The 26,126-nt window shown below is 61.0% G+C and carries 26 protein-coding genes; 3 read left to right on the top strand and 23 right to left on the bottom strand.

The features are described 5' to 3' along the window. Positions 1–60: 60 nt before the first annotated feature. The 6 genes from QOM08_RS05120 to QOM08_RS05095 form a co-directional block, all read right to left on the bottom strand. Positions 61–585 (bottom strand): DNA-binding protein, encoded by a 525-nt coding sequence (locus QOM08_RS05120; RefSeq protein WP_316912650.1) that lies wholly within the window; start codon positions 583–585, stop codon positions 61–63. Between the two features lie 3 nt (positions 586–588). Further along, the gene (locus tag QOM08_RS05115) at positions 589–864 is read right to left on the bottom strand and encodes a hypothetical protein (RefSeq protein ID WP_316912649.1); all 276 of its coding nucleotides are present in this window, start codon (positions 862–864) and stop codon (positions 589–591) included. Between the two features lie 291 nt (positions 865–1,155). After that, entirely contained in the window at positions 1,156–2,733 is a 1,578-nt protein-coding gene (gene guaA, locus QOM08_RS05110; protein WP_316912648.1) for a glutamine-hydrolyzing GMP synthase, read from the bottom strand. Positions 2,734–2,812: 79 nt separating this feature from the next. Then, a complete protein-coding gene (gene guaB / locus QOM08_RS05105; RefSeq protein WP_047227487.1) occupies positions 2,813–4,282 on the bottom strand; it encodes an IMP dehydrogenase in 1,470 nt (489 codons plus the stop codon). Positions 4,283–4,525: 243 nt separating this feature from the next. Next, positions 4,526–5,074, bottom strand: a complete 549-nt coding sequence (locus tag QOM08_RS05100) for a sugar ABC transporter ATPase (RefSeq protein WP_139051091.1) — start codon at positions 5,072–5,074, stop codon at positions 4,526–4,528. A 70-nt stretch (positions 5,075–5,144) separates the two neighbouring features. Beyond that, positions 5,145–5,912 (bottom strand): sulfite exporter TauE/SafE family protein, encoded by a 768-nt coding sequence (locus QOM08_RS05095; RefSeq protein ID WP_139051092.1) that lies wholly within the window; start codon positions 5,910–5,912, stop codon positions 5,145–5,147. A 230-nt stretch (positions 5,913–6,142) separates the two neighbouring features. Between QOM08_RS05095 and xseA the strand changes: the two genes are divergently transcribed. From xseA to leuA, 3 genes are all read left to right on the top strand, one after another. Further along, the gene (xseA, locus tag QOM08_RS05090; RefSeq protein WP_139051124.1) at positions 6,143–7,522 is read left to right on the top strand and encodes an exodeoxyribonuclease VII large subunit; all 1,380 of its coding nucleotides are present in this window, start codon (positions 6,143–6,145) and stop codon (positions 7,520–7,522) included. A 3-nt stretch (positions 7,523–7,525) separates the two neighbouring features. Beyond that, on the top strand, positions 7,526–8,347 hold the full coding sequence (locus QOM08_RS05085) for a peptidoglycan DD-metalloendopeptidase family protein (protein ID WP_316912647.1): 822 nt from the start codon (positions 7,526–7,528) through the stop codon (positions 8,345–8,347). 468 nt (positions 8,348–8,815) lie between these two features. After that, a complete protein-coding gene (leuA, locus tag QOM08_RS05080) occupies positions 8,816–10,495 on the top strand; it encodes a 2-isopropylmalate synthase (RefSeq protein WP_047227484.1) in 1,680 nt (559 codons plus the stop codon). Between the two features lie 206 nt (positions 10,496–10,701). Here the strand turns inward: leuA and QOM08_RS05075 are convergent, their stop codons facing one another. The 17 genes from QOM08_RS05075 to iscA form a co-directional block, all read right to left on the bottom strand. Next, the gene (locus QOM08_RS05075; RefSeq protein WP_316912646.1) at positions 10,702–11,121 is read right to left on the bottom strand and encodes a hypothetical protein; all 420 of its coding nucleotides are present in this window, start codon (positions 11,119–11,121) and stop codon (positions 10,702–10,704) included. A 63-nt stretch (positions 11,122–11,184) separates the two neighbouring features. Beyond that, a complete protein-coding gene (locus QOM08_RS05070) occupies positions 11,185–11,979 on the bottom strand; it encodes an amidohydrolase (protein ID WP_316912645.1) in 795 nt (264 codons plus the stop codon). Continuing rightward, entirely contained in the window at positions 11,967–13,115 is a 1,149-nt protein-coding gene (locus QOM08_RS05065; RefSeq protein ID WP_316912644.1) for a pyridoxal phosphate-dependent aminotransferase, read from the bottom strand. The genes QOM08_RS05070 and QOM08_RS05065 overlap by 13 nt, the downstream gene beginning before the upstream one ends. Before the next feature lie 237 nt (positions 13,116–13,352). Continuing rightward, complete coding sequence (gene der / locus QOM08_RS05060) at positions 13,353–14,825, bottom strand: ribosome biogenesis GTPase Der (RefSeq protein ID WP_047227481.1); 1,473 nt, start codon at positions 14,823–14,825, stop codon at positions 13,353–13,355. Between the two features lie 199 nt (positions 14,826–15,024). Further along, positions 15,025–16,176 (bottom strand): outer membrane protein assembly factor BamB, encoded by a 1,152-nt coding sequence (gene bamB / locus QOM08_RS05055; protein WP_047227480.1) that lies wholly within the window; start codon positions 16,174–16,176, stop codon positions 15,025–15,027. Further along, positions 16,169–16,810: a YfgM family protein gene (locus tag QOM08_RS05050; protein WP_076386234.1), complete on the bottom strand. Its 642-nt coding sequence runs from the start codon at positions 16,808–16,810 to the stop codon at positions 16,169–16,171. Before QOM08_RS05050 ends, bamB begins: the two co-directional genes overlap by 8 nt. Positions 16,811–16,850: 40 nt before the next feature. After that, the gene (gene hisS / locus QOM08_RS05045; protein WP_047227478.1) at positions 16,851–18,140 is read right to left on the bottom strand and encodes a histidine--tRNA ligase; all 1,290 of its coding nucleotides are present in this window, start codon (positions 18,138–18,140) and stop codon (positions 16,851–16,853) included. Positions 18,141–18,164: 24 nt separating this feature from the next. Continuing rightward, entirely contained in the window at positions 18,165–19,274 is a 1,110-nt protein-coding gene (gene ispG / locus QOM08_RS05040) for a flavodoxin-dependent (E)-4-hydroxy-3-methylbut-2-enyl-diphosphate synthase (RefSeq protein ID WP_003185136.1), read from the bottom strand. A gap of 3 nt (positions 19,275–19,277) precedes the next feature. Continuing rightward, positions 19,278–20,321 carry a RodZ family helix-turn-helix domain-containing protein gene (locus tag QOM08_RS05035; RefSeq protein WP_316912643.1) on the bottom strand — a complete coding sequence of 348 codons (1,044 nt, stop codon included), beginning with the start codon at positions 20,319–20,321 and terminating at the stop codon, positions 19,278–19,280. Further along, the gene (gene pilW / locus QOM08_RS05030; protein WP_047227476.1) at positions 20,321–21,079 is read right to left on the bottom strand and encodes a type IV pilus biogenesis/stability protein PilW; all 759 of its coding nucleotides are present in this window, start codon (positions 21,077–21,079) and stop codon (positions 20,321–20,323) included. Before pilW ends, QOM08_RS05035 begins: the two co-directional genes overlap by 1 nt. 12 nt (positions 21,080–21,091) lie before the next feature. Continuing rightward, positions 21,092–22,240 (bottom strand): 23S rRNA (adenine(2503)-C(2))-methyltransferase RlmN, encoded by a 1,149-nt coding sequence (gene rlmN / locus QOM08_RS05025; protein WP_047227475.1) that lies wholly within the window; start codon positions 22,238–22,240, stop codon positions 21,092–21,094. Positions 22,241–22,268: 28 nt separating this feature from the next. Continuing rightward, entirely contained in the window at positions 22,269–22,694 is a 426-nt protein-coding gene (gene ndk, locus QOM08_RS05020; RefSeq protein ID WP_042727994.1) for a nucleoside-diphosphate kinase, read from the bottom strand. 91 nt (positions 22,695–22,785) lie between these two features. Then, positions 22,786–22,986 (bottom strand): Fe-S cluster assembly protein IscX, encoded by a 201-nt coding sequence (gene iscX / locus QOM08_RS05015; protein ID WP_139051095.1) that lies wholly within the window; start codon positions 22,984–22,986, stop codon positions 22,786–22,788. A 14-nt stretch (positions 22,987–23,000) separates the two neighbouring features. Beyond that, positions 23,001–23,342, bottom strand: a complete 342-nt coding sequence (gene fdx / locus QOM08_RS05010) for an ISC system 2Fe-2S type ferredoxin (protein ID WP_076386240.1) — start codon at positions 23,340–23,342, stop codon at positions 23,001–23,003. Between the two features lie 3 nt (positions 23,343–23,345). Then, entirely contained in the window at positions 23,346–25,208 is a 1,863-nt protein-coding gene (gene hscA, locus QOM08_RS05005) for a Fe-S protein assembly chaperone HscA (RefSeq protein WP_047227473.1), read from the bottom strand. A 50-nt stretch (positions 25,209–25,258) separates the two neighbouring features. Beyond that, complete coding sequence (gene hscB, locus QOM08_RS05000) at positions 25,259–25,780, bottom strand: co-chaperone HscB (protein ID WP_047227472.1); 522 nt, start codon at positions 25,778–25,780, stop codon at positions 25,259–25,261. 8 nt (positions 25,781–25,788) lie between these two features. Then, a complete protein-coding gene (gene iscA, locus QOM08_RS04995) occupies positions 25,789–26,112 on the bottom strand; it encodes an iron-sulfur cluster assembly protein IscA (RefSeq protein ID WP_047227471.1) in 324 nt (107 codons plus the stop codon). Positions 26,113–26,126: the final 14 nt, after the last annotated feature.

Here is a 26,126-nt window from a genome sequence, read left to right as displayed (position 1 = left end):
CGAGCCATGATCGTCAGATGCGACAAGGGCGCCTAATGGCGCCCCAAGCGGTTCAGACCGTCACCCAACCAAAGCTTCCAACTCTCTGACAGCCAAGCCAGGTAACCGCCGCCCCTCTTTCGCAACGTTGACCTGCAAAGCCACCTGCGCCAGATCCAGCACGTGCTTGGGAAGTGAATAGCTGCCCTTGGCCTGCAGCCAGGTCAGGATGTCTGCCAAGTGCCAGATAGACGAACTCCCTTCGTGCACAGGCGTCGGGAAGCTGCCAGGATGAGCCAACATCAGCTTGCGCATGTTCTGTCGAGATACGCCTACGATTTCGGCTACGTCGGTCAGCCCGACCCAATCAGGAGCAACCTCGATCAGTTTGGCCGACGGCACCGCGCGGCGGACATCGCCCAGGGCGCTAAGCACGGCCTTGATCGCATCCGCAGCCTCCCGAGTGAACTCAAGCGCCAGCCGCCCCGGTTGCCCAATGCCTACCAGAGCGTCGTCGCAGCCAGCCTCACCCAGCCGCTCGACCAGTTCATCCGCGGGACAGTCATCACCAGCGAGCTGATATTTCAAGGTAAAGGTGTATTCCATTTCCTAGTCCTCAGCACCGTCATCAGCTTCGCGCCAATTACGATGCGCAGCGCAATTGTCCACAACGCGCCGCAATGCTCGCGCGTGATTGCCAGGGTTCTTTGGCGTGCTCCATATCGACGTAATGCAGAACTCACCGCAGCGGCAGTCCTCATCGTTATAAGGACAATAAGCCCGCCCCCAGGCGTGACTACCGCCAACTACTACACGCCAGCCCTGCGCTTCGGCATGCCTAAGCACTTCTTCGACCTCTTTCTTCGGGTGCGAGGGACGACTCATCCGTGATCTCCAGTATTCGCATGGCCCTCGAGGTTGTCAATCGACAACCTTGGCCCGCTCTTCAATAGCTGCGATACCCGCAGGCCATACCGCCCGATGATAAGCGCCTCTCGGCCCCCGCTGAGACGGTAATCGTAGCGAAACGTGACGGGAAAACCGCCTGACAGAAGCTTTCCTCAGGAGACCCGCAGATAAGAAAGCGTAAAGCCAGCGAAAATGAAAAAAGCCCTGGGAAAGTTATCCACAGGGCTTTTCTTCCATACAGCTCAGGTCATCAAGGCCTGGTCAGGATCACTCCCACTCAATCGTCGCCGGCGGCTTGCTCGACACGTCATACGTCACGCGGGAGATGCCTTCGATTTCGTTGATGATCCGCCCGGAAACGGTTTCCAGCAGCTCGTACGGCAGGTGCGCCCAGCGAGCGGTCATGAAGTCGATGGTTTCCACGGCGCGCAGGGCCACGACCCAGGCGTAGCGACGGCCATCGCCGACCACGCCCACCGATTTCACCGGTTGGAACACCACGAACGCCTGGCTGACCTTGTGGTACCAGTCGGCCTTACGCAGTTCTTCGATGAAGATGTGGTCGGCGCGACGCAGCAGGTCCGCGTATTCCTTCTTCACTTCACCAAGGATCCGCACGCCCAGGCCCGGGCCTGGGAATGGGTGGCGGTAGACCATATCGTACGGCAGGCCCAGTTCCAGGCCGAGGCGACGCACCTCGTCCTTGAACAACTCGCGCAGCGGCTCGACCAGCTTGAGGTTCATTTCTTCCGGCAGGCCACCGACGTTGTGGTGGGACTTGATCACGTGGGCCTTGCCGCTCTTGGCGCCGGCCGACTCGATCACGTCGGGGTAGATGGTGCCTTGGGCCAGGTACTTGATGTTGTCCAGCTTGCAGGATTCGGCATCGAATACGTCGATGAAGGTGCGACCGATGATCTTGCGCTTCTTCTCCGGGTCGGACTCGCCGGCCAGGTTGTTCAGGAACTGCTCTTCGGCGTTGGCGCGGATCACCTTGACGCCCATGTTCTCGGCGAACATGGCCATCACTTGCTCGCCTTCGTGCAGGCGCAGCAGGCCGTTGTCGACGAAGACGCAGGTCAACTGGTCGCCGATGGCCTTGTGCAGCAACGCGGCAACCACCGAGGAGTCCACGCCGCCGGACAAGCCGAGCAGTACGTTGTCGGTGCCAACCTGGGCGCGAACCTGGGCGATGGCGTCTTCAGCGATTTTCGATGGTGTCCACAGGGCTTCGCACTCGCAGATATCGAGGATGAAGCGCGACAAGATGCGACCGCCTTGCTTGGTATGGGTCACTTCCGGGTGGAACTGCACGCCGTAGTAACGGCGATCATCGTTGAACATGCCGGCAATCGGGCAGCTCGGAGTGCTGGCCAGGATATGGAAGTCTTCCGGCATCTTGGTGACCTTGTCACCGTGGCTCATCCACACGTCGAGGCCAAACAGGCCGTCGGCGTCGATGTGGTCTTCGATGCCGTCCAACAGGCGGCTCTTGCCGACCACGTCGACGCGGGCATAACCGAACTCACGCAGGTCGGAGCCTTCTACCTTGCCGCCCAGCTGTTCAGCCATGGTCTGCATGCCGTAGCAGATGCCGAAGACCGGCACGCCCAGGTCGAACACCGCTTGCGGGCAACGCGGGCTGTCGGCTTCATGCACAGACTCGGGGCCGCCGGCGAGGATGACGCCTTTAGGCGCGAATTCGCGAATCGCTTCGTCATCCATGTCGAACGGATGCAATTCGCAGTACACGCCGACTTCACGCACGCGGCGGGCGATCAGTTGGGTGTACTGGGAACCGAAGTCGAGGATCAGGATGCGGTGAGCGTGAATGTCGAGGGCCATGACTCATTCTCATGTAGTGAATCAGAAACAACTCGGGGCTGAATGAACAGCCCCGGTGATTAACGTTTTGCTGAAGGCCTTAACCTACGCGGTAGTTCGGCGCTTCCTTGGTGATCTGTACGTCGTGGACATGGGACTCGGCCATGCCGGCGCCGGTGATGCGCACGAACTCCGGCTTGGTGCGCATCTCTTCGATGTTGGCGCTGCCGGTGTAGCCCATGGAAGAACGCAGGCCGCCCATCAGTTGATGGATGATGGCGCTCAGGGTGCCTTTGTACGGCACACGACCTTCGATGCCTTCGGGCACCAGCTTCTCGGCACCCGCAGAGGAGTCCTGGAAGTAACGGTCGGAGGAGCCCTGGGCCTGGGACATGGCACCCAGCGAGCCCATGCCGCGGTAAGCCTTGTAGCTACGGCCCTGGAACAGCTCGATCTCGCCCGGCGCTTCTTCAGTACCGGCGAACATCGAACCCATCATCACGCAGGAGGCCCCGGCGACGATGGCCTTGGACAGGTCACCGGAGAAGCGGATGCCGCCGTCGGCGATCAACGGTACGCCAGTGCCTTCAAGGGCTGCGGCGACGTTGGCGATGGCGCTGATTTGCGGCACGCCGACACCAGCAACGATGCGGGTGGTGCAGATCGAGCCTGGGCCGATACCGACCTTGACCGCATCGGCGCCAGCTTCGGCCAGGGCCTTGGCGGCAGCGCCGGTGGCGATGTTGCCGCCGATCACCTGCACTTCAGGGAAGTTCTGCTTGACCCAGCGAACGCGGTCGATCACGCCTTTGGAGTGACCGTGGGCGGTGTCGACCACCACCACGTCGACGCCGGCATTGACCAGGGCCGCGACGCGGTCGCCAGTGTCCTTGCCGGTGCCGACTGCAGCGCCTACGCGCAGACGACCCTGGTCGTCCTTGCTGGCCAGCGGATAAGCCTTGGCTTTTTCGATGTCATTGACGGTCATCATGCCCTTGAGGGCGAACTTATCGTCGACGATCAGCACGCGCTCGATGCGGTGCTTGTGCAGCAACTCGCGAACTTCGTCCTTGCCGATGCCTTCCTTGACCGTGACCAGACGCTCTTTAGGCGTCATCACCTGACGGACGGTGGCGTCCAGGCGGTTCTCGAAACGCACGTCGCGGGAGGTGACGATGCCGACCAGGTCGCCATCGTGCAGCACCGGAACGCCGGAGATGTTGTGCATGCGGGTCAGTTCGAACAGATCACGAACCGTGGCGTCAGCCTCGATGGTGATCGGGTCCTTGACCACACCAGCCTCGAACCGCTTGACCTTGCGCACTTCGGCGGCCTGCTGTTCGATGGTCATGTTCTTGTGGATGATACCGATACCGCCTTCCTGGGCCATGGCAATGGCCAGACGGGCTTCGGTCACGGTGTCCATGGCGGCGGAAACCAACGGGATATTCAGTTCGATGCCACGGGTAAGACGGGTTTTGAGACTGACTTCGTTAGGCAGTACCTCGGAATAACCGGGCACTAGGAGAATGTCGTCGAAGGTCAGAGCTTCTTGGCTGATACGCAGCATCGCGGGGGCTCCCGAGCGGGAAAATGGAAGCGCGCCATTATATACATGCACCCCCTCTGGCTCAATGTAAAACTCTGTCTATTATTGCCGGGGTGATTGAAGGGCTAAAACCCTGCCCCACAGCCAACACATTCCCCTGTGGGAGCGAGCTTGCTCGCGATGGCGGGGTGTCATTCACTTATATGTAGCTGACCCACCGCTTTCGCGAGCAAGCTCGCTCCCACACCGGTTACCGCGTCGCCTCTATAGCTCCACCTTCACCCAACTCACCGGCTGATCCAGCCAATCGGCGAATTCATCCAGAAACGCCTGCTTGAAACCCGCTTCCAGCCAGTTATTGAAAATGAAACCCAAATTCGAGAAGCCACACGGCTGCAGGAACAGAAAGCCATTGATGTCATCTTCATGCCCACACTCTGGGCAGGTGAAGTTGTCGGTGCGGGCCGGCATCCAGTCTTCCAGGCTTTCGAACAGCGCCTCGCCGATTTCCTTGCGGCATTCGGCGCAGCCCGCTTCCTCGAGAAAGCCTTTGGCCGGGGTATAGATGCAGCGCTTGGTGATGATTTCCAGGCCATTGACCGGTTCGCCAAACGGCAAGGCCTCAGGGTGCATGACCACCTCGCGGGCGCCGGGGGCGATGGCGTGGGCCATGCGATTGCCGGTACGCCCGCAGGTAGTCAGTTGTTCTTCGACGATATTCTTGCGCACCAGCCAGCGCACAACCGCCCGGGCCCGAGGCTCGTGGACCGGCAGGGTAGAAATTTTCGGGACGATGATGCTTTGCGAATTCATGGCGAGGCCTGGCTGTTTCCCTGGCAGGGTCTGATCAAAGGCCGGCAGCTTAATCCCTGGCGGGGCCAGGTCAAGCACTCAGGTAACGCCCGATCAAGGCAATGCCGCTGGCGAGCACCAGCCAGGTCACCAATCGCACGAATGCCTCGCGCGACAACCTCATGGTCAAGCGACGCCCTACCCACAACCCCAGCGCCATGGCCGGCAACAAACACAGCGCCAGTACCAGCAAGGGTAGCTCGGCATACACACCGGCGACGATAAACAAGCTCAAGCGCACCACGGTGCTGCAACTGATCAAGGCACTTTGCGTGGCTCGGGCCGGATCTTTAGGTAGGCGGCTGTTCAGGTAGATTGCATATAAAAAGCCGCCACTGCCGAACAATGCCCCGAACATCCCGCCCACCGTGCCCATCGGAAACGCCCACAGCGATGACAACTGCGTGGGCCGGGTCTTTATCAACAGGCTGTAGATGGCATAGCTGCAGATGAACAGCCCCATCAACAGCAACAACAGGTCGGACTTGAGGTTGAGCAGGAAAATCACCCCCAGGGTGCAGCCCACTGCCATGCACGGCAGCAACCGCAGCAGCTCCGGTCGGGACACGTCCCGACGCGATGGCAACAGGTTGCCAAAGGCTGCGACAAAATCGAGCAAGACCAACAGCGGGACGATCTTCGACAGCGGCATGAACAGCAGCAGGATGGGCGCGGCCACCAGCGCCGTGCCGAAGCCGGCGATGCCGAACACGATGTAAGCCAGGGCGATGGCCAGGCCGATCAGCAGCCACTCCATAGGGGCAAATGCCCACTGGCCTAACCACGACAGAAGATTCATCCGGCACTTCCTTGATGAGGAGAGGGGGGACTTTAGCCAGATGTGTCGGGGCATATCCAACATTTGTGGTGATTGGGCTACCGCTATCGCGAGCAAGCTCGCTCCCACACTGGATCTATGCCGCACTGAAGATCAACTGTGGGAGCGAGCTTGCTCGCGATGCAGACGACTCGGTCTGATTTGTCTGCACACATGGAGATTCATCGGCGAATGCCCTTATCATGCTGCCCATGATTAAAGATCCCTTTGCCCGACTGGGCCTGGACCGCGAGGTCCTGACTGTCAGCCAGCTCAACGGCCGTGCGCGGGTGCTGCTTGAAGACGTGTTCAGCAACATCTGGGTCGAGGGCGAAATTTCCAACCTTGCCCGCCCTGCCTCCGGCCATGTGTATTTCACCCTCAAGGACAGCGGCGCCCAGGTGCGTTGCGCACTCTTCCGGCAAAATGCCGCGCGAGTGCGTCAAGCCCTCAAAGACGGACTGGCGGTGAAAGTACGCGGCAAGGTCTCACTGTTCGAGGGGCGCGGCGACTATCAGCTGATTCTCGACACCGTGGAACCGGCCGGCGATGGCGCCCTGCGCCTGGCCTTCGATGCGCTCAAGGAAAAGCTCAGCGCCGAAGGCCTGTTCAGCGCCGAGCGCAAGGTGCCGCTGCCGGCCCATCCGCAACGCATCGGCATCATCAGTTCGCCCACCGGCGCGGTGATCCGCGACATCATCAGCGTCTTCCGCCGCCGTGCGCCGCAGATTTCCCTGACGCTGATCCCCACCGCCGTACAGGGCCGCGAAGCCACGGCGCAAATCGTCCGCGCGCTGAAACTGGCGGATGCCCGGGGGTTCGATGCGCTGATCCTGGCCCGAGGCGGCGGCTCACTGGAAGACTTGTGGTGCTTCAACGAAGAAGCCGTGGCCCGGGCGGTGGACGCCTGCGTCACGCCGATCGTCAGCGCCGTCGGCCATGAAACCGACGTGTCCATCAGCGATTTCGTCGCTGACGTGCGCGCCCCGACCCCGTCCGCCGCAGCCGAACTGCTGGCCCCCGATGCCGGCGACCTGGTGCGCCGGGTCGAAAGCCTGCACCGGCGGCTGGTGATGCGCATGCGCGACCGCCTGATGCGCGATCAACTGCGCCTTGAAGGCCTGACCCGACGCCTGCGCCACCCCGGTGAGCGCCTGCGCCAGCAAGCCCAGCGCCTCGACGACCTGGACATGCGCATGCGCCGGGCCTTCGAGCGCAGCCTCAATACCCGCCGCGAACGCCTGATCCGCCTGGAAACTCGCCTGGCCGGGCAACATCCGGGGCGGCACCTGGCACTGCTGCGCCAACGCCTGGACAGCCTCGCCGCGCGCCTGCCCCGGGCCATGCGCGAGGGCCTGAAGGCGCGACGCCTGCAACTGCAAAACCAGATGCAGACGCTGCACATCGTCAGCCCCCTGGCGACCCTCGGCCGCGGCTACAGTATTTTGCTGGACGAACGCGGCCAGGCGATCCGCAACGCCGCGCAGACCCAAACCGGCCAGCGCCTGACCGCGCGGCTCGGTGAAGGCGAACTGCTGGTGCGGGTCGAAGACAATCACCTGACGCCGGTCACCCTTTCTCTATTGGATTGATTCATGCCGCGATATCTCGCCCCATTGCTCTTGCTGTGCCTGACCTTCAACGCCAACGCCGACAGTTACATCACCCGCCTGCTGAACAAACCGGTGCCCGGCGGCGTGGCCGTGGTGGACCTGGGCAGCGCGGCCCAGGCGCCAAAAGCCAGTTACCAGGGCAAACCGGTGCTGGTGGTCAAGGAAAAGGACAACTGGCTGGCGATTGTCGGCATCCCGCTGACGGTCAAGCCCGGTACCCAGCAGATCAGCAGTGGCGGCAGCACCCAGCCGTTCGTGGTCGGCTATAAAAAGTACCCCGAGCAACACATCACCCTGAAGAACAAGCGTCAGGTCAATCCGAACCCGGCGGACCTCAAACGCATCAACGCCGAACTGGCCGTGCAACTGAAGGCGTACCGCAGCTTCAGCCCGAACATCCCCAGCAACCTGCTGCTGGACAAGCCGGTCAATGGGCCGATGTCGAGCAAGTTCGGCGTGCGGCGCTTCTTCAACGGCGAAGAACGCAACCCCCACGCCGGCCTGGACTTCGCCGTGCCCGCCGGCACACCCATCAAGACTCCGGCCGCTGGCAAGGTGATCCTCACCGGCAATTACTTCTTCAATGGCAACACCGTGTTTGTCGATCACGGCCAGGGTTTCATCAGCATGTTCTGCCACATGTCGAAGGTCGACGTGAAGGTCGGCCAGCAACTCAAGCGCGGCACAGTCGTCGGCAAAGTCGGCTCCACGGGCCGGGCAACTGGCCCGCACATGCACTGGAATATCAGCCTGAACGATGCGCGGGTGGATCCGGCGATTTTTATCGGGGCATTCCAGCCCTGAGTTTTTGCGGTGAAGCTGCCGGCCTGATCGCGAGCAGGCTCGTTCCCACATTTGGATCTCTTGTAAACACAACATTTGTGACCAACAGAAAATCCCTGTGGGAGCGAGCCTGCTCGCGATGACGGCAGCCGCATCACCACCATCCAGCGAATTGCCAAGCTCAAAACATCCACGCAATTTCAAAGATCAACACTGCGAACCTGCGCGATTAAATCGCGCAAATCCGCCTAAAAACAGAACTTATCTCAATTTTTCCCGACTGCTTGCGATCCGCCCTCCGCGCGGTTAGGGTTGAAGGCATGAAAACCTCTCACACCCTCATTCAGCTTCGCCAGCACCGCAGTCTGTGCCTCGTCAGCGCACGACTGCCGGGCTGAATCGCGGCACCTCGTTCCGGCTGTAAAGCCACCCCGTTCGAACCACCGGCAGGCCGCCTTTTCCCGGCCACGACAATAAAAGGATTCTGCGATGAGCATGCTCAAAGACCCGTCTTCCAAGTACCGCGCCTTCCCGACCATCAACCTGCCGGATCGCACCTGGCCGTCGAAGACCATCACCGCCGCGCCGATCTGGTGCAGCTCCGACCTGCGTGACGGCAATCAGTCGCTGATCGAGCCGATGGACGCCGCCAAGAAGCTGCGTTTCTGGAAAACCCTGGTCGCCGTGGGCGTGAAGGAAATCGAAGCGTCGTTCCCGGCGGCTTCGCAGACCGACTTCGACTTCGTGCGTACCCTCATCGAAGAAGGCCACATCCCGGACGACACCACCATCCAGGTGCTGACCCAGGCCCGTGAAGACCTGATCGCCCGCACGTTCGAATCCCTGCGCGGCGCGAAAAAAGCCATCGTCCACCTGTACAACGCCACCAGCCCTTCGTTCCGCCGCATCGTGTTCAACCAGGACAAGGAAGGCGTGAAGGAAATCGCGGTGAATGCGGCCAAGCTGTTCGTCAAATACGCCGCGCAACAGCCAGAAACCCAGTGGCAGTTCGAATACTCGCCAGAAACCTTCAGCGCCACCGAGCTGGAATTCGCCAAGGAAGTCTGCGACGCAGTGATCGAGGTCTGGAACCCGACGCCTGAGCGCAAGGTCATCCTCAACCTGCCGGCCACCGTGGAAGTCGCGACTCCGAACGTCTACGCCGACCAGATCGAGTGGTTCGGTCGCAACATCACCCGTCGCGACAGCGTGCTCATCAGCCTGCACACCCATAACGACCGTGGCACCGGCGTAGCCGCCACCGAACTGGGCCTGATGGCCGGCGCCGACCGTGTCGAAGGCTGCCTGTTCGGCAACGGCGAACGCACCGGTAACGTCGACCTGGTGACCGTCGCGCTGAACCTCTACACCCAGGGCATCAACCCTGAGCTGGATTTCTCCGACATCGACGGCGTGCGCAAAGTGGTCGAAGAGTGCAACCAGATCCCGGTGCACCCGCGTCATCCGTACGTGGGCGACCTCGTTCACACCGCGTTCTCCGGCTCGCACCAGGATGCCATTCGCAAAGGTTTTGCCCAGCAGAAACCGGACACCCTGTGGGAAGTGCCGTACCTGCCGATCGACCCGGCCGACATCGGCCGCAGCTACGAGGCGGTGATCCGGGTCAACAGCCAGTCGGGCAAGGGCGGTATCGCCTACCTGCTGGAACAGGAATACGGCATCAGCCTGCCGCGTCGCATGCAGATCGAGTTCAGTCAGGTGGTTCAGCGCGAAACCGATCGCCTGGGCCTGGAAATGACCGCCCAGCAGATCCATGCCCTGCTCCACAGCGAATACCTGCAAGCCAACACCCCGTACGCGCTGGTCAGCCATCGTCTGCAGGAAGAAAACGGCAACAGCGCCGTGGAAGTCGAAGTGGCCAGCAAGGGCCAGGGCGAAACCAACCTGCACTGGCGCGGCAAGGGCAACGGCGCGCTGGAAGCGCTGGTGGCCGGGCTGCCGATTCCGGTGGAGATCATGGACTACAACGAACACGCCATCGGCGCCGGCACCAACGCCAAGGCTGCGGCGTACATCGAGCTGCGGGTCAACGGTGAGCGTGCGGTCCACGGCGTGGGCATCGATGAGAACATCACCACCGCCAGCTTCAAGGCCCTGTTCAGCGCGCTGAACCGCTCCCTGAGCCAGCCGGAAGCCAAAGCGGCCTGATGGTTTAGCTGAAATGCAAAAGGCCCCGGGGTGTGAACCCTGGGGCCTTTTTGTTTGGCTGATGACTTGGGTGACTGTTCCGGCCTCATCGCGAGCAGGCTCGCTCCCACACGGGATCTTCAGTGGGGCCGAAATCCTGTGCCCGCCTCAGCTCCCCTGTGGGAGCGAGCTTGCTCGCGATGGCGGCCTGTCAGACAACCCAAATATCAGGCATGGGTATCAATCGAAATAGTCATCGCCTGCAGCAAAGCGGCCTGCAAGGTCTGCAATGTGGCCTGGGTCGCCATGATCTGAGTCTGGATCGCCATGGCTTCCTGGGCTTTCTGCTCCTGGTTGGCCTGGCTTTTCTGCACGCGAGCCAACTGGGCTTGCTGCTCGGCCAGCAGCTTTTCAGTTTGCTCTATCTGTTTTTTCAGCTGCTCGATGACATCGCCGCTGCCGCTGCTGCCGCCCGCACCTGCGATATTCGCGCCGCTGGTGTCGACTTTCAGTTTCTTGTCTTTGTCTTCGCTGCTGTCAGTCGATGCCACTGGACTGACCGCTTTCTCTTCTTCAGCCCCACGAATGGAGACTTTAGGGGCTGACAACGGATAAGGATTTACGGTGGTTGCGCTGATGCTGGTCATAGGGACTTCTCCTTGGCTGACCGGTTATCGGCACGCAACACCGTTCCTTGAGGCTGAATCGTTTCAATTTGTGAATTCGAAGCGATCGGCATCCAGGTTCGCCGGAAAGCGAGTGCGATATGCCGCCAGCTCCGCCGCACTCAGACACACAGTGAATACCCCGTCGGCCTCACCGGTGCTGAGCAGGGTTTCACCCTGGAAGTCCAGCACCTGACTGTCACCGGTATAGGCAAAGCCCTTGCCGTCGTGGCCGATGCGGTTTACCGCGGCCACGTAGCACAGGTTCTCGATTGCTCGGGCCGGCAGCAGGCGGTTCCAGTGCTGGCGCCGCGCGCCGGGCCAGTTGGCGGTGTACAGCAACAGGTCGGTGTCCTCGGCGTCGCGGCTCCACACCGGGAAACGCAGGTCATAGCAAATCAGCGGGCGGATCCGCCAGCCGTTGAGTTCGAACAGCACCTGGCGCTCGCCCGGCGTGTAGTGATTGTGCTCACCGGCCATGCGGAACAGATGACGCTTGTCGTAATGCAGCACTTCGCCGTCCGGTCGTGCCCAGAGCAGACGATTGCGATGGCTGCCGTCGGCGGCCTGGATAATCACACTGCCGGTGATCACCGCTCCGAGCTTCGCAGCCTGAGCCTGGAGCCACTTGTGCGAAGGACCGTTTTCCGGCTCAGCCAGGGTCTCGGACTCCATGGAAAAACCCGTGGTGAACATTTCCGGCAGGATAATCAGGTCCGCCCCGCGCGCCTGCGCAAGCAAGCCCTCGAAATGTTCCAGGTTGGCCTGGCGATCGTGCCAGGCCAGGGTGGTCTGGATCAGCGCAACATTGAGATTGGGCAAGGTACTCAGATCACGCATAGTTTTTCCGCCGCTTCGCGCAGCGTCTCCTCGCGTTTGGCAAAGCACAGGCGCACCAGGCGCTGGCCTTCGGGTGGGTTCTGGTAGAACACCGAGACAGGGATCGTCGCCACGCCGTGCTCACGGGTCATCCAGACTGCCATGTCGACGTCATTGAGGTCCGGGCGGATCTGCGAGTAATCCACCAGTTGGAAATAGGTGCCGGGTACTCGCTTGAAACTGAAGCGCGAGGGGGCCAGCAAATCGCAGAACAGGTCACGCTTGGCCTGGTAGAAGTCCGGCAGTTCTTCGACGTGCTCCGGGTGATCGGCCATGTAGTCAGCCAGGGCGTACTGCAACGGCGTCACGCCGCAGAAGCTGACGTACTGATGCACCTTGCGCAGTTCCGCCGTCAGGGCGGGTGGCGCCACCACATAGCCGGTTTTCCAGCCGGTGACGTGGTAGGTCTTGCCAAACGAACTGACCACAAAGGCCCGCCGGTACAGTTCTTCATGGGCCAGGACACTGGCGTGGGCGACGCCGTCGAACACCAGGTGTTCGTAGACTTCGTCACTGATCAGGTAAATATCGCGGTCACGAATCAGCGCCGCCAACTGGTCGAGTTCGGCGCGGCTGATCAGCGCGCCACTGGGATTGTGCGGTGTGTTGAGAATGATCATGCGCGTACACGGGCTCAGGGCTTCAGCGAGCTTCTGGAAATCGATGGCGAAATCATCCAGGCCCAATTGCACATGCACACAACGGCCACCGGCCAACTCGACGGCGGGCTCATAGCTGTCGTAGCAAGGGTCGAACACGATCACTTCGTCGCCGCTGTGAACCACTGCCGCGATGGCGCAGAAAATCGCCTGGGTCGCACCGGGGGTCACGGTCACTTCCTGGTCGGCATCGACGGTGACGCCATAGCTGCGGGCGATCTTCGCCGCGATCTGCTGGCGCAGCGCCGGCAAACCGGTCATGGGCGAGTATTGGTTATGCCCTTGGGCGACATGCCGGCCGACTGCATCGCGCAGGGCCTGCGGACCATCGAAATCGGGAAACCCCTGGGACAGATTGAGCGCGCCGGTCTGCGCGGCGAGCTGGGACATCTGGGTGAAGATAGTGATGCCGACATTCGGCAACTTGCTGGTGATCATTGGGGGTTCCCTGCGTCTACACCCGGCTCTGGTGCGGCGCGGGAGAGGTCGAGGATAGCCCAATCGCCGGGCATGAAAAAGGGTGCCACCAAGGGCACCCTTCTTACGCTGACACAACTCATACCCTGTGGGAGCGAGCTTGCTCGCGATGGCGGTGGATCAGCATGCATCCCTGTTGATGTACTGCCGCTATCGCGAGCAAGCTCGCTCCCACAGTGGAACTGCGGTGACTATCGATCAGCGTTTATCACGACGCTTCTTGTCAGCCTTCTTATGGTGCGACATCAAGCGGCGCTTCTTGTTGACCTGACGGTCGGTGAGCGTGTTCTTGTTGCCTTCGTACGGGTTCTCGCCGCCCTTGAACTCGATGCGGATCGGCGTGCCGACCAGCTTCAGGACGCGGCGATAAGTGTTTTCCAGATACCGGACGTACGACTTGGGCACCTTCTCGATCTGGTTACCGTGAATCACGATGATTGGCGGGTTGGCACCACCCAGGTGAGCGTAACGCAGCTTGATCCGGCGGTTGTTGACCATCGGTGGCGCGTGCTCGCCGACGGCGTCTTCCAGGATCTGGGTCAGACGATTGGTCGGCCAGCGGGTGACCGCCGACTTGAACGAGTTCTGCACCGACGCGTAGAGGTTGCCCACGCCCGTACCGTGCAAGGCCGAAATGAAGTGGATGTCGGCGAAGTCAACGAAGAACAGGCGACGCTGCAGTTCGATCTTGACGAAATCCCGTTCGCTAGGCGTCATGCCGTCCCACTTGTTGATCGCGATGACCAACGCACGGCCGGCTTCCAGGGCGAAGCCCAGCAGGTTCAAGTCGTGATCGACCACGCCTTCGCGGGCGTCCATCACGAAGATCACCACGTTGGCGTCTTTGATCGCCTGCAGGGTTTTGACCACGGAGAATTTTTCGACTTCTTCGTGGATCTTGCCGCGCTTGCGCACACCGGCAGTGTCGATCAGCGTGTACTTCTCTTCGTTACGCTCGAACGGGATGTAGATACTGTCGCGGGTGGTGCCGGGCTGGTCGTACACGATGACCCGGTCTTCGCCGAGCATGCGGTTGACCAACGTCGACTTGCCGACGTTCGGGCGGCCGATGATGGCGATCTTGATCCCGTCTTTTTCGCTAGGGCCAGGAATGCGCTTGGCTTCCTCGCCTTCGGCAACGATTTCTTCTTCACCGTCTTCCGGTTCGTCTTCGTCGTCTTTGGGGAAATCAGCCAGGGCGATTTCCAGCATCTGGGTGATGCCACGACCGTGGGCGCCGGCGATCGGGATCGCCTGGCCCATGCCCAACGGCGCGAATTCAGCGCGAGCCATGTCCGGGTCGATGTTGTCGACCTTGTTGGCCACCACGTAGGAACGCTTGTTACGTTTGCGCAGATGCTCGGCGATCATCTGGTCGGCGGCGGTAAAACCGGCCTTGGCGTCTACCAGGAACAGCACCACATCCGCTTCTTCGATGGCGAGCAGCGACTGCTCGGCCATTTTTTCGTCCATGCCGTGTTCATCACCGGAGATGCCACCGGTGTCGACCAGAATATAGGTACGCCCTTGCCACTTGGCCTCACCGTATTGGCGATCACGGGTCAGACCGGACAAGTCGCCGACAATGGCGTCGCGAGTCCTGGTCAGGCGGTTGAACAAGGTGGACTTGCCGACGTTCGGTCGGCCCACCAGGGCGATTACGGGAACCATGCGGCTCTCCACTTCGTTATTTCAGAAAATACAAAAGCCGCTGCGAGGCAGCGGCTGGTGCTCGGGGGCCATCCTGTGGGAGCGAGCCTGCTCGCGAAAGCGTTGGATCAGTCGACATCCATGCCACTGGACCACCGCATTCGCGAGCAGGCTCGCGCCCACAAAAATGAAGCCGCTTGGGATTAACCCAAGCATAGTCTTACTTGATGGTCAGGGCTTCCAGTTTGCCGCTGTTGCCATACACATAAATCATGTTGCCCACCACCAGCGGACGGGCACGCAGGCCGTCGCTGTCGATGCGCTCACGGCCGACGAAGCGACCGTCCACCTGGCTGAGCAGGTGCAGGTAACCTTCCAGGTCACCGACTGCAACGTAGCTGGAGAACACTTCCGGGGCCGACAGTTGACGACGGGCCAGGGAGTCGTTGCTCCACAATGCGGTGGTGGAACGCTCGTCGACGCCTTCAACCGTGCCCGAGGACAGGCTCACGTAGACGCTGCCCAAACCCTCGGCGACGCCGGCGTAGCTGGACGCATCGCGCTGCCACAGCGGGCGACCGCTTTCCAGGTCCAGCGCCGCAACGCGTCCCTGGTAGCTGGCAACGTACAGCGTACTGCCAGACAACAGCAGGCCGCCGTCGATGTCGACCACGCGCTCCAGTTCCGAACGGCCCTGCGGGATGGCCACGCGCTGTTCCCAGACCGGCACGCCGTTGGAAATATCCAGGGCCACCACTTTACCGGTCGACAACCCGGCCACCGCGAGGCGGTTGGTGACGATCGGCGCACTGGTGCCGCGCAGGGTCAGTACCGCCGGGGTGCTGTCGTACAACCAGCGCTGCTCGCCAGTGGCGGCATCCAGACCGATCAGGCTGTCATCCTGGGTCTGTACCACGACCACGTCACCGTTGGTGGCCGGCGGTGCGAGGACTTCACTGGTCACGCGAGCGCGCCATTTCTCTTCACCGCTGCTGGCGTCCAGGGCCACGATTTCGCCCTTGAGCGTGCCGATCATGACCAGCCCGTAACCCACGCCAACGGCGCCGGAAACGGGCAGTTCAAGATCCTGCTCCCACTTGACGTCGCCATTGGTGCGATCCATCGCCATCACCACGCCAGTGACGTCGGAGGCATAGATAGTGTCGCCATCGATGGCTGGCACCAGCATGTTGTAGGTTTCACCCTGGCCGTCACCGATGGAGCGACTCCATTGCTTCTGCAGCACGACTTCTTCTTTGAAGTCGGTCAGTTCGGCCGGTGGCAGTTCTTTCTTGCTGTTGCTGCTGCAACCCGCGGCCAGAATGGCCAGAGCCAGCAATGCTGCATGTTTCCAACGGATCACGTCACGCATCCCCTTTGGCCAGGTCGTCCAGCTTGATTTGCAGGCCACCGACCGCGGCTTCATCCGACAGCGCAGCCTTGGCTTTTTGGTAGGCCGCATGGGCCTCATCAGCACGACCAAGCTGTACCAGCAGGTCGCCCTTGAGTTCTTCGCGGGTCGCCAGGAACGCCTTGTCGGCATCACCGTCGAGCAGCTTCAACGCTTCTTCGGCCTTGTTCTGCGCCGCCAGCACCTGCGCCAGGCGCTGACGCGCCACTTCGCCCAGGGTCGGGTTGACCGGCTTGTCGACAATGGCCTTCAGCTCGGTGGCGGCGTCGTCCAGCTTGCCGGTGTCTACCGCGACCTTGGCCACGAACAGACGGCCATATTGCGCGTAGGCCGTGCCGCCGAATTCGTTGTCGAGCTTGCCGGCCAACTCCGCCACGCGGGCAGCGTCAGGCTTGCCGTCCGGGGTCAGGGTGGTTTCCAGCAACTGCTGATAGAGCATCGAAGCGCCTTGCGCCTGGTTGCTCTGGTATTTCTGCCAGGCCTGCCAGCCGAACACGATGACCAGCGCCAACAGGCCGCCAGTGACCAGCGGCTTGCCGTTGCGCGTCCACCAGTCCTTCAAATCCGCCAGCTGTTCATCTTCGGTACTCGACACCCCAATACTCCTTAATCGCTAAATCGGCTGTTTGACAGCTTCAACCCTGCACGACGCAGGTGGCCAGGTGTGCGGCAAGCGCATCCCAGGCAATGCTTTGTTGTTCGCCCTGGCCACGCAGGGGTTTGAAACCTACCACTTGCTGGGCCAATTCGTCGTCACCGAGAATCAGTGCATACAGCGCACCACTCTTGTCGGCCTTCTTGAACTGGCTCTTGAAGCTGCCGCCGCCGGCGTTGATCTGCAGGCGCAGGTTGGGCAACTGGTCGCGGACCCGCTCGCTCAGCGCCAGGGCCGCCAGTTCGGCTGCTTCGCCGAAGGCGCACAGGTAAACGTCGACCTGACGGGCGATTTCCTGCGGGATCTTGTCCAGCGTCTCAAGCATCAACACCAGACGTTCGATGCCCATGGCAAAACCCACGCCCGAGGTCGGCTTTCCGCCCATCTGTTCCACCAGCCCGTCGTAACGGCCGCCGGCACACACAGTTCCCTGGGCGCCCAACTTGTCGGTGACCCATTCAAAGACGGTCTTGCTGTAGTAATCCAGCCCGCGGACCAGCTTCGGGTTGATGACATAGGGAATACCGACGGCATCCAGACGCGCCTTCAGCCCCTCGAAGTGCGCACGGGATTCGTCGTCGAGGTAGTCAGCCATTTTCGGCGCATCGACCAGGATCGCTTGCGTGTCGGCGTTCTTGGTATCCAACACCCGCAGCGGATTGGTCTTGAGGCGGCGCTGACTGTCTTCGTCCAGCTTGTCCAGGTGAGCGGACAGGAACTCCACCAGCGCTTCGCGGTAGCGCCCACGGGACTCGCTGGTGCCCAGGCTGTTGAGTTCGAGCTTGACCGCATCACGAATGCCCAGCTCGCCCCACAGGCGCCAGGTCAATACGATCAGCTCGGCGTCGATGTCCGGACCGTCGAGGTTGAATACCTCCAGGCCTATCTGGTGGAACTGGCGATAACGACCTTTCTGCGGACGCTCGTGGCGAAACATCGGGCCGATGTACCAGAGTTTCTGCACCTGGCCACCACCGGTAATGCCGTGCTCGAGCACTGCACGCACGCACGCCGCCGTACCTTCGGGGCGCAGGGTCAGCGAATCGCCGTTGCGGTCTTCAAAGGTGTACATCTCTTTTTCGACGATGTCGGTCACTTCGCCGATGGAACGCTTGAATAGTTCGGTGAACTCGACGATCGGCATGCGGATCTGCCGGTAACCGTAGTTATCCAGCAAACGCGCCACGGTGCCCTCGAAATAGCGCCACAGGGGCGTCTGCTCGGGCAGGATGTCGTTCATGCCACGAATGGCTTGCAGGGACTTGCTCACAGGTAATCCTTAAATTCGTTCGACTCAACCACGCGCGATTACAGCAGCGTCGGCTTCGACCTTTTCGGCCGCTTTCTGGCGGATCAGCCGTTCTAGTTCATCCACCAGATTGTCATTCGTCAGTTTCTGCGACGGCTTGCCGTCGATGTAAATCAGGTTCGGTGTACCGCCGGTGAGGCCGATATGGGCCTCCTTGGCTTCACCTGGCCCGTTGACCACGCAACCAATCACCGCGACATCCAGCGGCACCAGCAGGTCTTCCAGGCGCCCTTCCAGCTCGTTCATGGTCTTGACCACATCGAAGTTCTGCCGCGAGCAGCTTGGGCAGGCAATGAAGTTGATGCCACGGGAACGCAGGTGCAGGGACTTGAGAATGTCGTAGCCGACTTTCACTTCCTCCACCGGATCGGCCGCCAACGAGATGCGGATGGTATCGCCAATTCCTTCGGCGAGCAGCATACCGAGGCCGACGGCGGATTTCACCGTGCCCGAACGCAACCCACCGGCCTCGGTGATGCCCAGGTGCAGCGGCTGGACGATTTCCTTGGCCAGCAAGCGATAGGCTTCGACGGCCATGAACACGTCGGAAGCCTTCACGCTGACCTTGAAGTCCTGGAAGTTCAGGCGTTCCAGGTGCTCGACATGGCGCAGGGCCGACTCCACCAGCGCAGCCGGGGTCGGTTCGCCGTATTTCTTTTGCAGGTCTTTTTCCAGGGAACCGGCGTTGACGCCGATGCGGATCGGAATACCACGGTCGCGGGCGGCATCCACCACCGCACGCACGCGGTCTTCGCGACCGATGTTGCCCGGGTTGATGCGCAGGCAGTCCACACCCAGCTCGGCCACGCGCAGGGCGATGCGGTAGTCGAAGTGAATGTCGGCCACCAACGGCACTTTGACCAACTGCTTGATTTTGCCGAACGCCTCGGCGGCGTCCATGTCCGGCACGGAAACCCGCACGATGTCGACACCGGCGGCTTCCAGTCGGTTGATCTGCGCAACGGTGGCGGCCACGTCGTTGGTGTCGCTGTTGGTCATGCTTTGCACAGCGATGGGCGCATCGCCGCCAACAGGAACGTTGCCGACCCAGATCTTTCGCGATTCGCGACGTTTGATTGGAGATTCGCCGTGCATGACTTATTGACCCAACTTCAGGCGAGCGGTCTCGCCACTGGTGAACGGAGCCACGTCGACCGGTTGGCCGTTGTAGCTGACCTGCGCGCCACGGGCATAACCCAGGCGCACGGCAAACGGCGGCGTGCCGTTGACGGAAGTGCTATCGCCCTTGCGCTTGAGGCCACTGAACAGCACCTTGCCGGTGCCATCGGTGATCTGCGTCCAGCAGTCGGCGGTAAATTGAATCTGTACCTGGCCTTGACCGGCTGCGGGAGCGACGGGCGCTACCGCAGTGGTGGAGGCTGTCGGAGTTGCTGGCGCTGCGGCTGGCGCAGCCGGAGTCTCGACGACAGGGGCGGGTGTGCTCGGTACAGCTGGCGCTTGAGTAGCCGGCACATTGGCGGTCGGGGCTGGCGTGGCGGGTGCAGCAGGCGCGTCTGCCGGAGCGGCCGGCACACTCGGTTCAGCAGCGACGGCCGGATCTGCGCCATCCTGCCCCTGAGGCAAAACCAGGTTGGTCTCCCCTGCGCTCTGGCCTTCCACCACAGCCTGATCTTCCGGCTCGTCCAGCGGATGTATGCGGGTGGTGCCGTCGGCGCCTTCGACCTCGACGTGCTCAGGGTTCATGGCGATGGGATCCTTGGCGCGCAAGGCGGCCTGGTCCTGCCACCAGAGGAAACCGCCACCAATCACCGCGATCAACAGCAACAAACTGACGATTCGCAAAATGGTGTGGGAAACGCGAACCGGCTCTTCGATGCGGCCCAGGCTGTGCACACTGCTGCCCTGGGCGTCGGAACCGGTGTATTGATCGAATTGCTGGACCAGTTCGGTCTGGTCCATGCCGAGCAATTTGGCGTAGGCACGGATGTAGCCCCGAGCAAAAGTATGCCCAGGCAATTTATCGAACGCGCCGGCTTCCAGGTTGCCCAGGGAAGCCACGGTGAGATTGAGCTTGAGGGCCACCTCTGCCAGCGACCAACCATTGCTTTCGCGAGCTTGGCGCAGGGTCTCACCGGGATTTACGCGAGTCGCTGCTACAACTTCAGGATGCGCCGCTTTCATCATTGCTCCGACAGGTATTGCTGATATTCCGGCGTACCGGGATAGAGTCTTTTTAGTTGCAGGCCAAAACTGGCGGCCTTGTCACGATCTTCGAACACGTGGGCCAGCCGAACACCGAGCAATAGACTACGTGCATTTTGCTCGCTCAGCAGGCTAAAACGTTCGTAATAATCGCGCGCGGGCACATAATGCCTGTCTTCGTAAGACAACTCAGCCATTTCCAGCAATGCCCGTGGCTGCTGGCGGTTGAGCCGCAGCGCTTTTTCAAGCTGCTGGCGAGCCAGATCACGCTGGCCGAGTTTCGAGGCCGTCATGCCCAGGTTTTCAAACACCCGCGAACGCTCGGGGTAAAGGGTATCGGCGGTCGCCTGCTCGAAGCGCTCGTAGGCCTCTTTGTAACGCTTCTGCTCGAAAAGGAAGCTGCCGTAGTTGTTCAGGATCCGCGCATCCTGCGGCACAGCGGAGAGCGCCTTGCGAAAATGCGCGTCGGCCAGTTCAGGTTCCATCTCGGCCTGGAATACCAACGCCAGGGCCGCGTTGGCATCAGCATCTGAATCGTCCAGCTCCAGGGCTTTCTTGAGCGGCACCTTGGCCCGCTCGGTCATGCCCTGTTGCAGATAGCCTATGCCCAATTGCACATAGGCTTCACGCGCCTCGTCGCGCCCCTTGCTGGTTTTCATGGGGTTGTAGTCACCCGACAGAACACAACCGGTGCAAAGACCGGCCAACAGCAACAGCAGCGCGAAGCGCAGGGACATAGAGTTCCTCTCTTAGTGACTGTTCGCAGCGTTTTGCGCAACATCGTCGGCGGCGTTCAACTCACGCACGGCAATGTAGCGTTCACTGCGACGGGTGCGATCCAGCACCTGTCCTACCAATTGGCCACACGCGGCATCGATGTCTTCGCCGCGGGTGGTACGCACGGTGACGTTGAAGCCCGCGTGATGAAGCTGGTCCTGGAAGCGACGAATCGCGTTGTTGCTCGGACGCTCGTAACCGGAATGCGGGAACGGGTTGAACGGGATCAGGTTGATCTTGCAAGGGATGTTCTTGAGCAGCTCGATCATCTCGACCGCGTGTTCAACCTTGTCGTTCACGTCCTTGAGCAGCGTGTACTCAATGGTCAGCACGCGTTTTTCGCCCAGGGACGACATGTAGCGCTGACACGATTCCAGCAGCATCTTAAGCGGATATTTCTTGTTGATCGGCACCAATTGGTTACGCAATGCGTCATTGGGTGCGTGCAGCGACAACGCCAGGGAGACGTCGATGTGCTTGGCCAGCTCATCGATCATCGGCACCACGCCGGAGGTGGACAGGGTCACTCGGCGCTTGGAGATGCCATAACCCAGGTCATCCATCATCAGGTGCATGGCAGCGATGACGTTGTCGAAGTTCAACAGCGGCTCACCCATACCCATCATCACCACGTTGGTGATGGCACGGTCGACGGTCGCCGGGACGCTGCCAAAGGATTTGTTGGCAATCCACACCTGGCCGATCACTTCGGCGGCGGTGAGGTTGCTATTGAAGCCTTGCTTGCCGGTGGAGCAGAAACTGCAATCCAGGGCACAGCCTGCCTGGGACGAAACGCACAAGGTGCCGCGTTTGCCCTGGGGAATGTAGACGGTCTCGACGCAGCTGCCGGACGCCACGCGCACCACCCACTTACGGGTGCCGTCGCTGGAGATGTCCTCGCTGACCACTTCCGGACCGCGAATTTCAGCAACGGCCTTGAGCTTTTCGCGCAGGGCCTTGCTGACATTCGTCATGGCGTCGAAGTCGTCGACGCCAAAGTGGTGAATCCATTTCATCACCTGGCCGGCACGGAAACGCTTCTCCCCGATCGAGTCGAAGAATTTCTCCATTTCCGGCTGGGTCAGGCCCAACAGGTTGGTTTTGCCGTTCGATGTAGTCATGGATTCACCTTCACTCAAAAGCCTGGGCTTAGCGAGTGGTTACTTCAGTAGCGGAGAAAAAGTAAGCGATTTCGCGAGCAGCAGCGGCTTCGGAGTCCGAACCGTGAACGGCGTTGGCGTCGATCGACTCAGCGAAGTCAGCACGGATGGTGCCGGCAGCAGCTTCTTTAGGGTTGGTGGCGCCCATCAGCTCACGGTTGCGAGCAATGGCGTTTTCGCCTTCCAGCACCTGAACGACAACCGGACCGGAAGTCATGAAGGCAACCAGCTCACCGAAGAAGCCGCGCTCGCTGTGCTCAGCGTAGAAGCCTTCGGCTTCGGCCTTGGACAGTTGCTTCATTTTCGAAGCTACAACGCGCAGGCCAGCGTCTTCGAAGCGGGTAACGATCTTGCCGATCACGTTTTTAGCAACGGCGTCAGGCTTGATGATGGAGAAAGTACGTTGAACAGCCATGGTGTAACTCCAGAAACGGTAATTTGCGAAAAATTAAACCCGCGAATTATACGCGGGTTCTTGGGTATTGCCTAACTGCGTAAGGGAAGCTTCAGTCCTGCTCTTCTTTCCAGGCAGTCTGGATCGCTTCAAGGACCTTTTCACCGCCGCGATCCCGATCGTCGTCAAACCCCGGCAAAGCCATGACCATGTCACGCAATGCCACAAAGTTTACCGAATAGGGATCCGTATCCGGATAACCATCAGCCAACAGGATAGCGATCTCTTGTACATCAACCCATTTAAGGCCCATGACAGCTCCTTGAATCAGTGCGGCGCTTCGGCAGCGTGGTTAAGCGAGTATCTTGGGATTTCGACAGTCAGGTCTTCCGTACCGACAATCGCCTGACAGCCCAGGCGCGATTGCGCTTCCAGGCCCCAGGCCCGATCGAGGAAGTCCTCTTCCAGCTCGTCTGCCTCTTCGAGCGAATCGAAGCCCTCGCGAATAATGCAATGGCAAGTCGTGCACGCACAGACGCCGCCACAGGCACTTTCCATCTCGATATGGTGCTCATGGGCCAGCTCGAGAATGGAAATTCCGGGCTCACACTCCACGACCATGCCCTCGGGACAGAACTTCTCGTGGGGCAGAAAAATCACCTGCGGCATCAGTTATTCCTCAATTTCATTCAGGTTGCGCCCCGCCAGGGCGGCTTTGACCGTCGAGTCCAGGCGGCGGGCAGCAAAGGCATCGGTGACTTGCGACAGACGCTTGGTCTGCTGCTCGATGGCATAACCATCGGTGCCTTTGATCAATTCAGACAACTCCTGCATTTGCAGCTCGATCACCATGCGTTCCTCGGCGTCCAGCAGACGGTCACCATCGGCCTCAAGAGCGGCCTGCACGGCTTCGACCAGACGCTGGCCGTCGACCTGCTGCTCGCGCAATACCCGGGCGACCTTGTCGTCGCTGGCATGCTGGAACGAATCCTTGAGCATTTTGGCGATTTCGCCGTCGGTCAGACCGTAGGACGGCTTGACCTGGATGCTCGCCTCGACGCCCGAACCCAGCTCGCGGGCGGAAACATTGAGCAAACCGTCGGCGTCGACCTGGAAGGTCACGCGAATCTTCGCCGCACCGGCCACCATCGCCGGGATGCCGCGCAATTCGAAGCGAGCCAGGGAACGGCAGTCGCTGATCAGTTCACGCTCGCCTTGCAGCACATGAATCATCATGGCCGACTGGCCATCTTTATAAGTGGTGAAGTCCTGGGCACGGGCAACGGGGATGGTGGTGTTGCGTGGAATCACCTTCTCCATCAGGCCGCCCATGGTTTCCAGCCCCAGGGACAATGGAATCACGTCGAGCAACAGCAGCTCGCCGCCGTCGCGCTTGTTGCCGGCCAGTGTATCGGCCTGGATCGCGGCGCCGATGGCAACCACCTGGTCCGGGTCGATTTCTGTCAGCGGCTGGCGGCCAAAGGCCTCGGCAACAGCTTCGCGAACCCGAGGCACACGGGTCGAACCACCGACCATGACCACAGCCTTGACGTCTTCGAGCTCCACGCCGGAATCACGCACGGCGCGGCGGCAAGCCTTGAGGCTGCGGGCGACCATGGGCTCGATCAGCGCATCAAAGGCTTCACGGCTCAGTGCAGCCTTCCAGTCGCCGTACGCCACTTCGACACTTGCAGCGTCGGTCAGGGCTTCCTTGGCGGCGCAGGCCGTTTGCAGCAGGTGACGTTGCGCGCCCGGATCAAGGTCGGCGGACAGGCCCGCTTGCTCGATGATCCAGCCGGCGATGGCGTGATCGAAGTCATCGCCGCCCAGGGCGCTGTCGCCGCCGGTGGCCAGGACTTCGAATACACCGCCGGTCAGGCGCAGAATGGAGATATCAAAGGTGCCGCCGCCCAAGTCGTAGATCGCGACCAGGCCTTCGGCGTGCTGGTCCAGACCGTAGGCCACCGCAGCGGCGGTCGGCTCGTTGAGCAGGCGCAGCACGTTCAGACCGGCCAGCTTGGCCGCATCCTTGGTGGCTTGACGCTGGGCGTCGTCGAAATAGGCCGGGACAGTGATGACCGCACCGACCAATTCGCCGCCCAATGCCGCTTCGGCGCGCTGGCGCAGCACCTTGAGAATGTCAGCGGAAACTTCCACCGGGCTTTTCGGGCCCTGCACCGTTTCAATGAACGGCATGTGGGATTCGCCGTCGACGAAACGGTACGGCAGCTGATCACCCAATTGCTTGACGTCGGACAGACCACGCCCCATCAGGCGCTTGACCGACACAATGGTATTGAACGGATCGGTCGCGGCGGCCAGCTTGGCTGACTCGCCCACTTCCACATGATCGGCGTGATAGCGCACGGCGGACGGCAGGATCACCTGCCCCTGCTCATCGGCCAGCGGTTCGGAAAGACCGCTGCGCAACGCAGCGACCAGGGAATTGGTAGTACCCAAGTCAATTCCCACAGCCAGGCGACGCTGGTGCGGTTGTGGACTTTGGCCGGGTTCGGCGATCTGCAGTAGGGCCATCGTAATCAGGACTTATCTGTAATCAGGCGTGCGACCGGAGCGGCACTGGGTTAATCGTCGAGGCGCTCTTCGAGCTGGCGCACTTCGTAGGTGAGCTTGTCGAGGAACTGCATGCGCCGCATCAGGCGTTCGGCCTGTTCGCGTTGCGCGGCATCGTCCCAACAGGCTGCGAAGCTTTCATTCAAGGTGTGCTGGGCGTCCTTCAAGCGGCGCTTGAACACCGCGACACCGGCCAGATCGGCGCTGTCCTGCAGATCTTCGAGTTCTTCGCGCCACTGCATCTGCTGCAACAGAAACTCGGGATCATGCACGGTGACTTCCAGAGGCAACTCATGACCGCTGATGGCCAGCAGATAACGCGCGCGCTTGGCCGGGTTCTTGAGCGTCTGATAAGCGTCGTTGAGGTTCGCCGACTGTTCCAGCGCGCGCCGCTGCTCTGCCTCCGAGGCATCAGCGAAGCGGTCGGGATGGACACCGCGGGCCAGCTCCAGATAACGAGCGGACAACTGCTCGAGATCCAGGGAAAAGCCCGGCTGCAACTGGAACAAAGCAAAATGACAAGGAGTACCCACAAGCCGCCTCAGATGTTGAAGCTTTCGCCGCAGCCACATTCACCGCGCACGTTGGGGTTGTTGAACTTGAAGCCTTCGTTCAACCCTTCCTTGACGAAATCCAGCTCAGTGCCGTCCAGGTACGTCAGGCTTTTCGGGTCGATGATCACTTTCTGACCATGACTCTCGAACACCTGATCGTCTTCGCCCACTTCGTCGACGAATTCGAGCACGTAGGCAAGACCAGAGCAGCCCGTGGTGCGAACACCCAGGCGGATACCCTCGCCCTTGCCGCGCCCCTCAAGAGAGCGCTGCACATGCTTAGCTGCCGCTTCTGTCATCTGGATAGCCATGAAAACTCCTTACC

Origin of the sequence: Pseudomonas sp. P105 (assembly GCF_032614175.1) — a bacterium.
In the GTDB taxonomy this organism is placed as follows: domain Bacteria; phylum Pseudomonadota; class Gammaproteobacteria; order Pseudomonadales; family Pseudomonadaceae; genus Aquipseudomonas; species Aquipseudomonas rhizophila.
The sequence above is the reverse complement of the archived record's forward strand: the minus strand, read 5'-3'. Positions and strand labels throughout refer to the sequence as shown.

What these genes read in the sequence shown, in the direction of transcription:
- QOM08_RS05120 (WP_316912650.1), bottom strand. Translation starts at nt 585, where the DNA reads ATGGAATACACCTTTACCTTGAAATATCAGCTCGCTGGTGATGACTGT.
- QOM08_RS05115 (WP_316912649.1), bottom strand. Translation starts at nt 864, where the DNA reads ATGAGTCGTCCCTCGCACCCGAAGAAAGAGGTCGAAGAAGTGCTTAGG.
- guaA (WP_316912648.1), bottom strand. Translation starts at nt 2,733, where the DNA reads ATGGCCCTCGACATTCACGCTCACCGCATCCTGATCCTCGACTTCGGT.
- guaB (WP_047227487.1), bottom strand. Translation starts at nt 4,282, where the DNA reads ATGCTGCGTATCAGCCAAGAAGCTCTGACCTTCGACGACATTCTCCTA.
- QOM08_RS05100 (WP_139051091.1), bottom strand. Translation starts at nt 5,074, where the DNA reads ATGAATTCGCAAAGCATCATCGTCCCGAAAATTTCTACCCTGCCGGTC.
- QOM08_RS05095 (WP_139051092.1), bottom strand. Translation starts at nt 5,912, where the DNA reads ATGAATCTTCTGTCGTGGTTAGGCCAGTGGGCATTTGCCCCTATGGAG.
- xseA (WP_139051124.1), top strand. Translation starts at nt 6,143, where the DNA reads ATGATTAAAGATCCCTTTGCCCGACTGGGCCTGGACCGCGAGGTCCTG.
- QOM08_RS05085 (WP_316912647.1), top strand. Translation starts at nt 7,526, where the DNA reads ATGCCGCGATATCTCGCCCCATTGCTCTTGCTGTGCCTGACCTTCAAC.
- leuA (WP_047227484.1), top strand. Translation starts at nt 8,816, where the DNA reads ATGAGCATGCTCAAAGACCCGTCTTCCAAGTACCGCGCCTTCCCGACC.
- QOM08_RS05075 (WP_316912646.1), bottom strand. Translation starts at nt 11,121, where the DNA reads ATGACCAGCATCAGCGCAACCACCGTAAATCCTTATCCGTTGTCAGCC.
- QOM08_RS05070 (WP_316912645.1), bottom strand. Translation starts at nt 11,979, where the DNA reads ATGCGTGATCTGAGTACCTTGCCCAATCTCAATGTTGCGCTGATCCAG.
- QOM08_RS05065 (WP_316912644.1), bottom strand. Translation starts at nt 13,115, where the DNA reads ATGATCACCAGCAAGTTGCCGAATGTCGGCATCACTATCTTCACCCAG.
- der (WP_047227481.1), bottom strand. Translation starts at nt 14,825, where the DNA reads ATGGTTCCCGTAATCGCCCTGGTGGGCCGACCGAACGTCGGCAAGTCC.
- bamB (WP_047227480.1), bottom strand. Translation starts at nt 16,176, where the DNA reads ATGCGTGACGTGATCCGTTGGAAACATGCAGCATTGCTGGCTCTGGCC.
- ispG (WP_003185136.1), bottom strand. Translation starts at nt 19,274, where the DNA reads ATGCACGGCGAATCTCCAATCAAACGTCGCGAATCGCGAAAGATCTGG.
- QOM08_RS05035 (WP_316912643.1), bottom strand. Translation starts at nt 20,321, where the DNA reads ATGAAAGCGGCGCATCCTGAAGTTGTAGCAGCGACTCGCGTAAATCCC.
- pilW (WP_047227476.1), bottom strand. Translation starts at nt 21,079, where the DNA reads ATGTCCCTGCGCTTCGCGCTGCTGTTGCTGTTGGCCGGTCTTTGCACC.
- rlmN (WP_047227475.1), bottom strand. Translation starts at nt 22,240, where the DNA reads ATGACTACATCGAACGGCAAAACCAACCTGTTGGGCCTGACCCAGCCG.
- ndk (WP_042727994.1), bottom strand. Translation starts at nt 22,694, where the DNA reads ATGGCTGTTCAACGTACTTTCTCCATCATCAAGCCTGACGCCGTTGCT.
- iscX (WP_139051095.1), bottom strand. Translation starts at nt 22,986, where the DNA reads ATGGGCCTTAAATGGGTTGATGTACAAGAGATCGCTATCCTGTTGGCT.
- fdx (WP_076386240.1), bottom strand. Translation starts at nt 23,342, where the DNA reads ATGCCGCAGGTGATTTTTCTGCCCCACGAGAAGTTCTGTCCCGAGGGC.
- hscA (WP_047227473.1), bottom strand. Translation starts at nt 25,208, where the DNA reads ATGGCCCTACTGCAGATCGCCGAACCCGGCCAAAGTCCACAACCGCAC.
- iscA (WP_047227471.1), bottom strand. Translation starts at nt 26,112, where the DNA reads ATGGCTATCCAGATGACAGAAGCGGCAGCTAAGCATGTGCAGCGCTCT.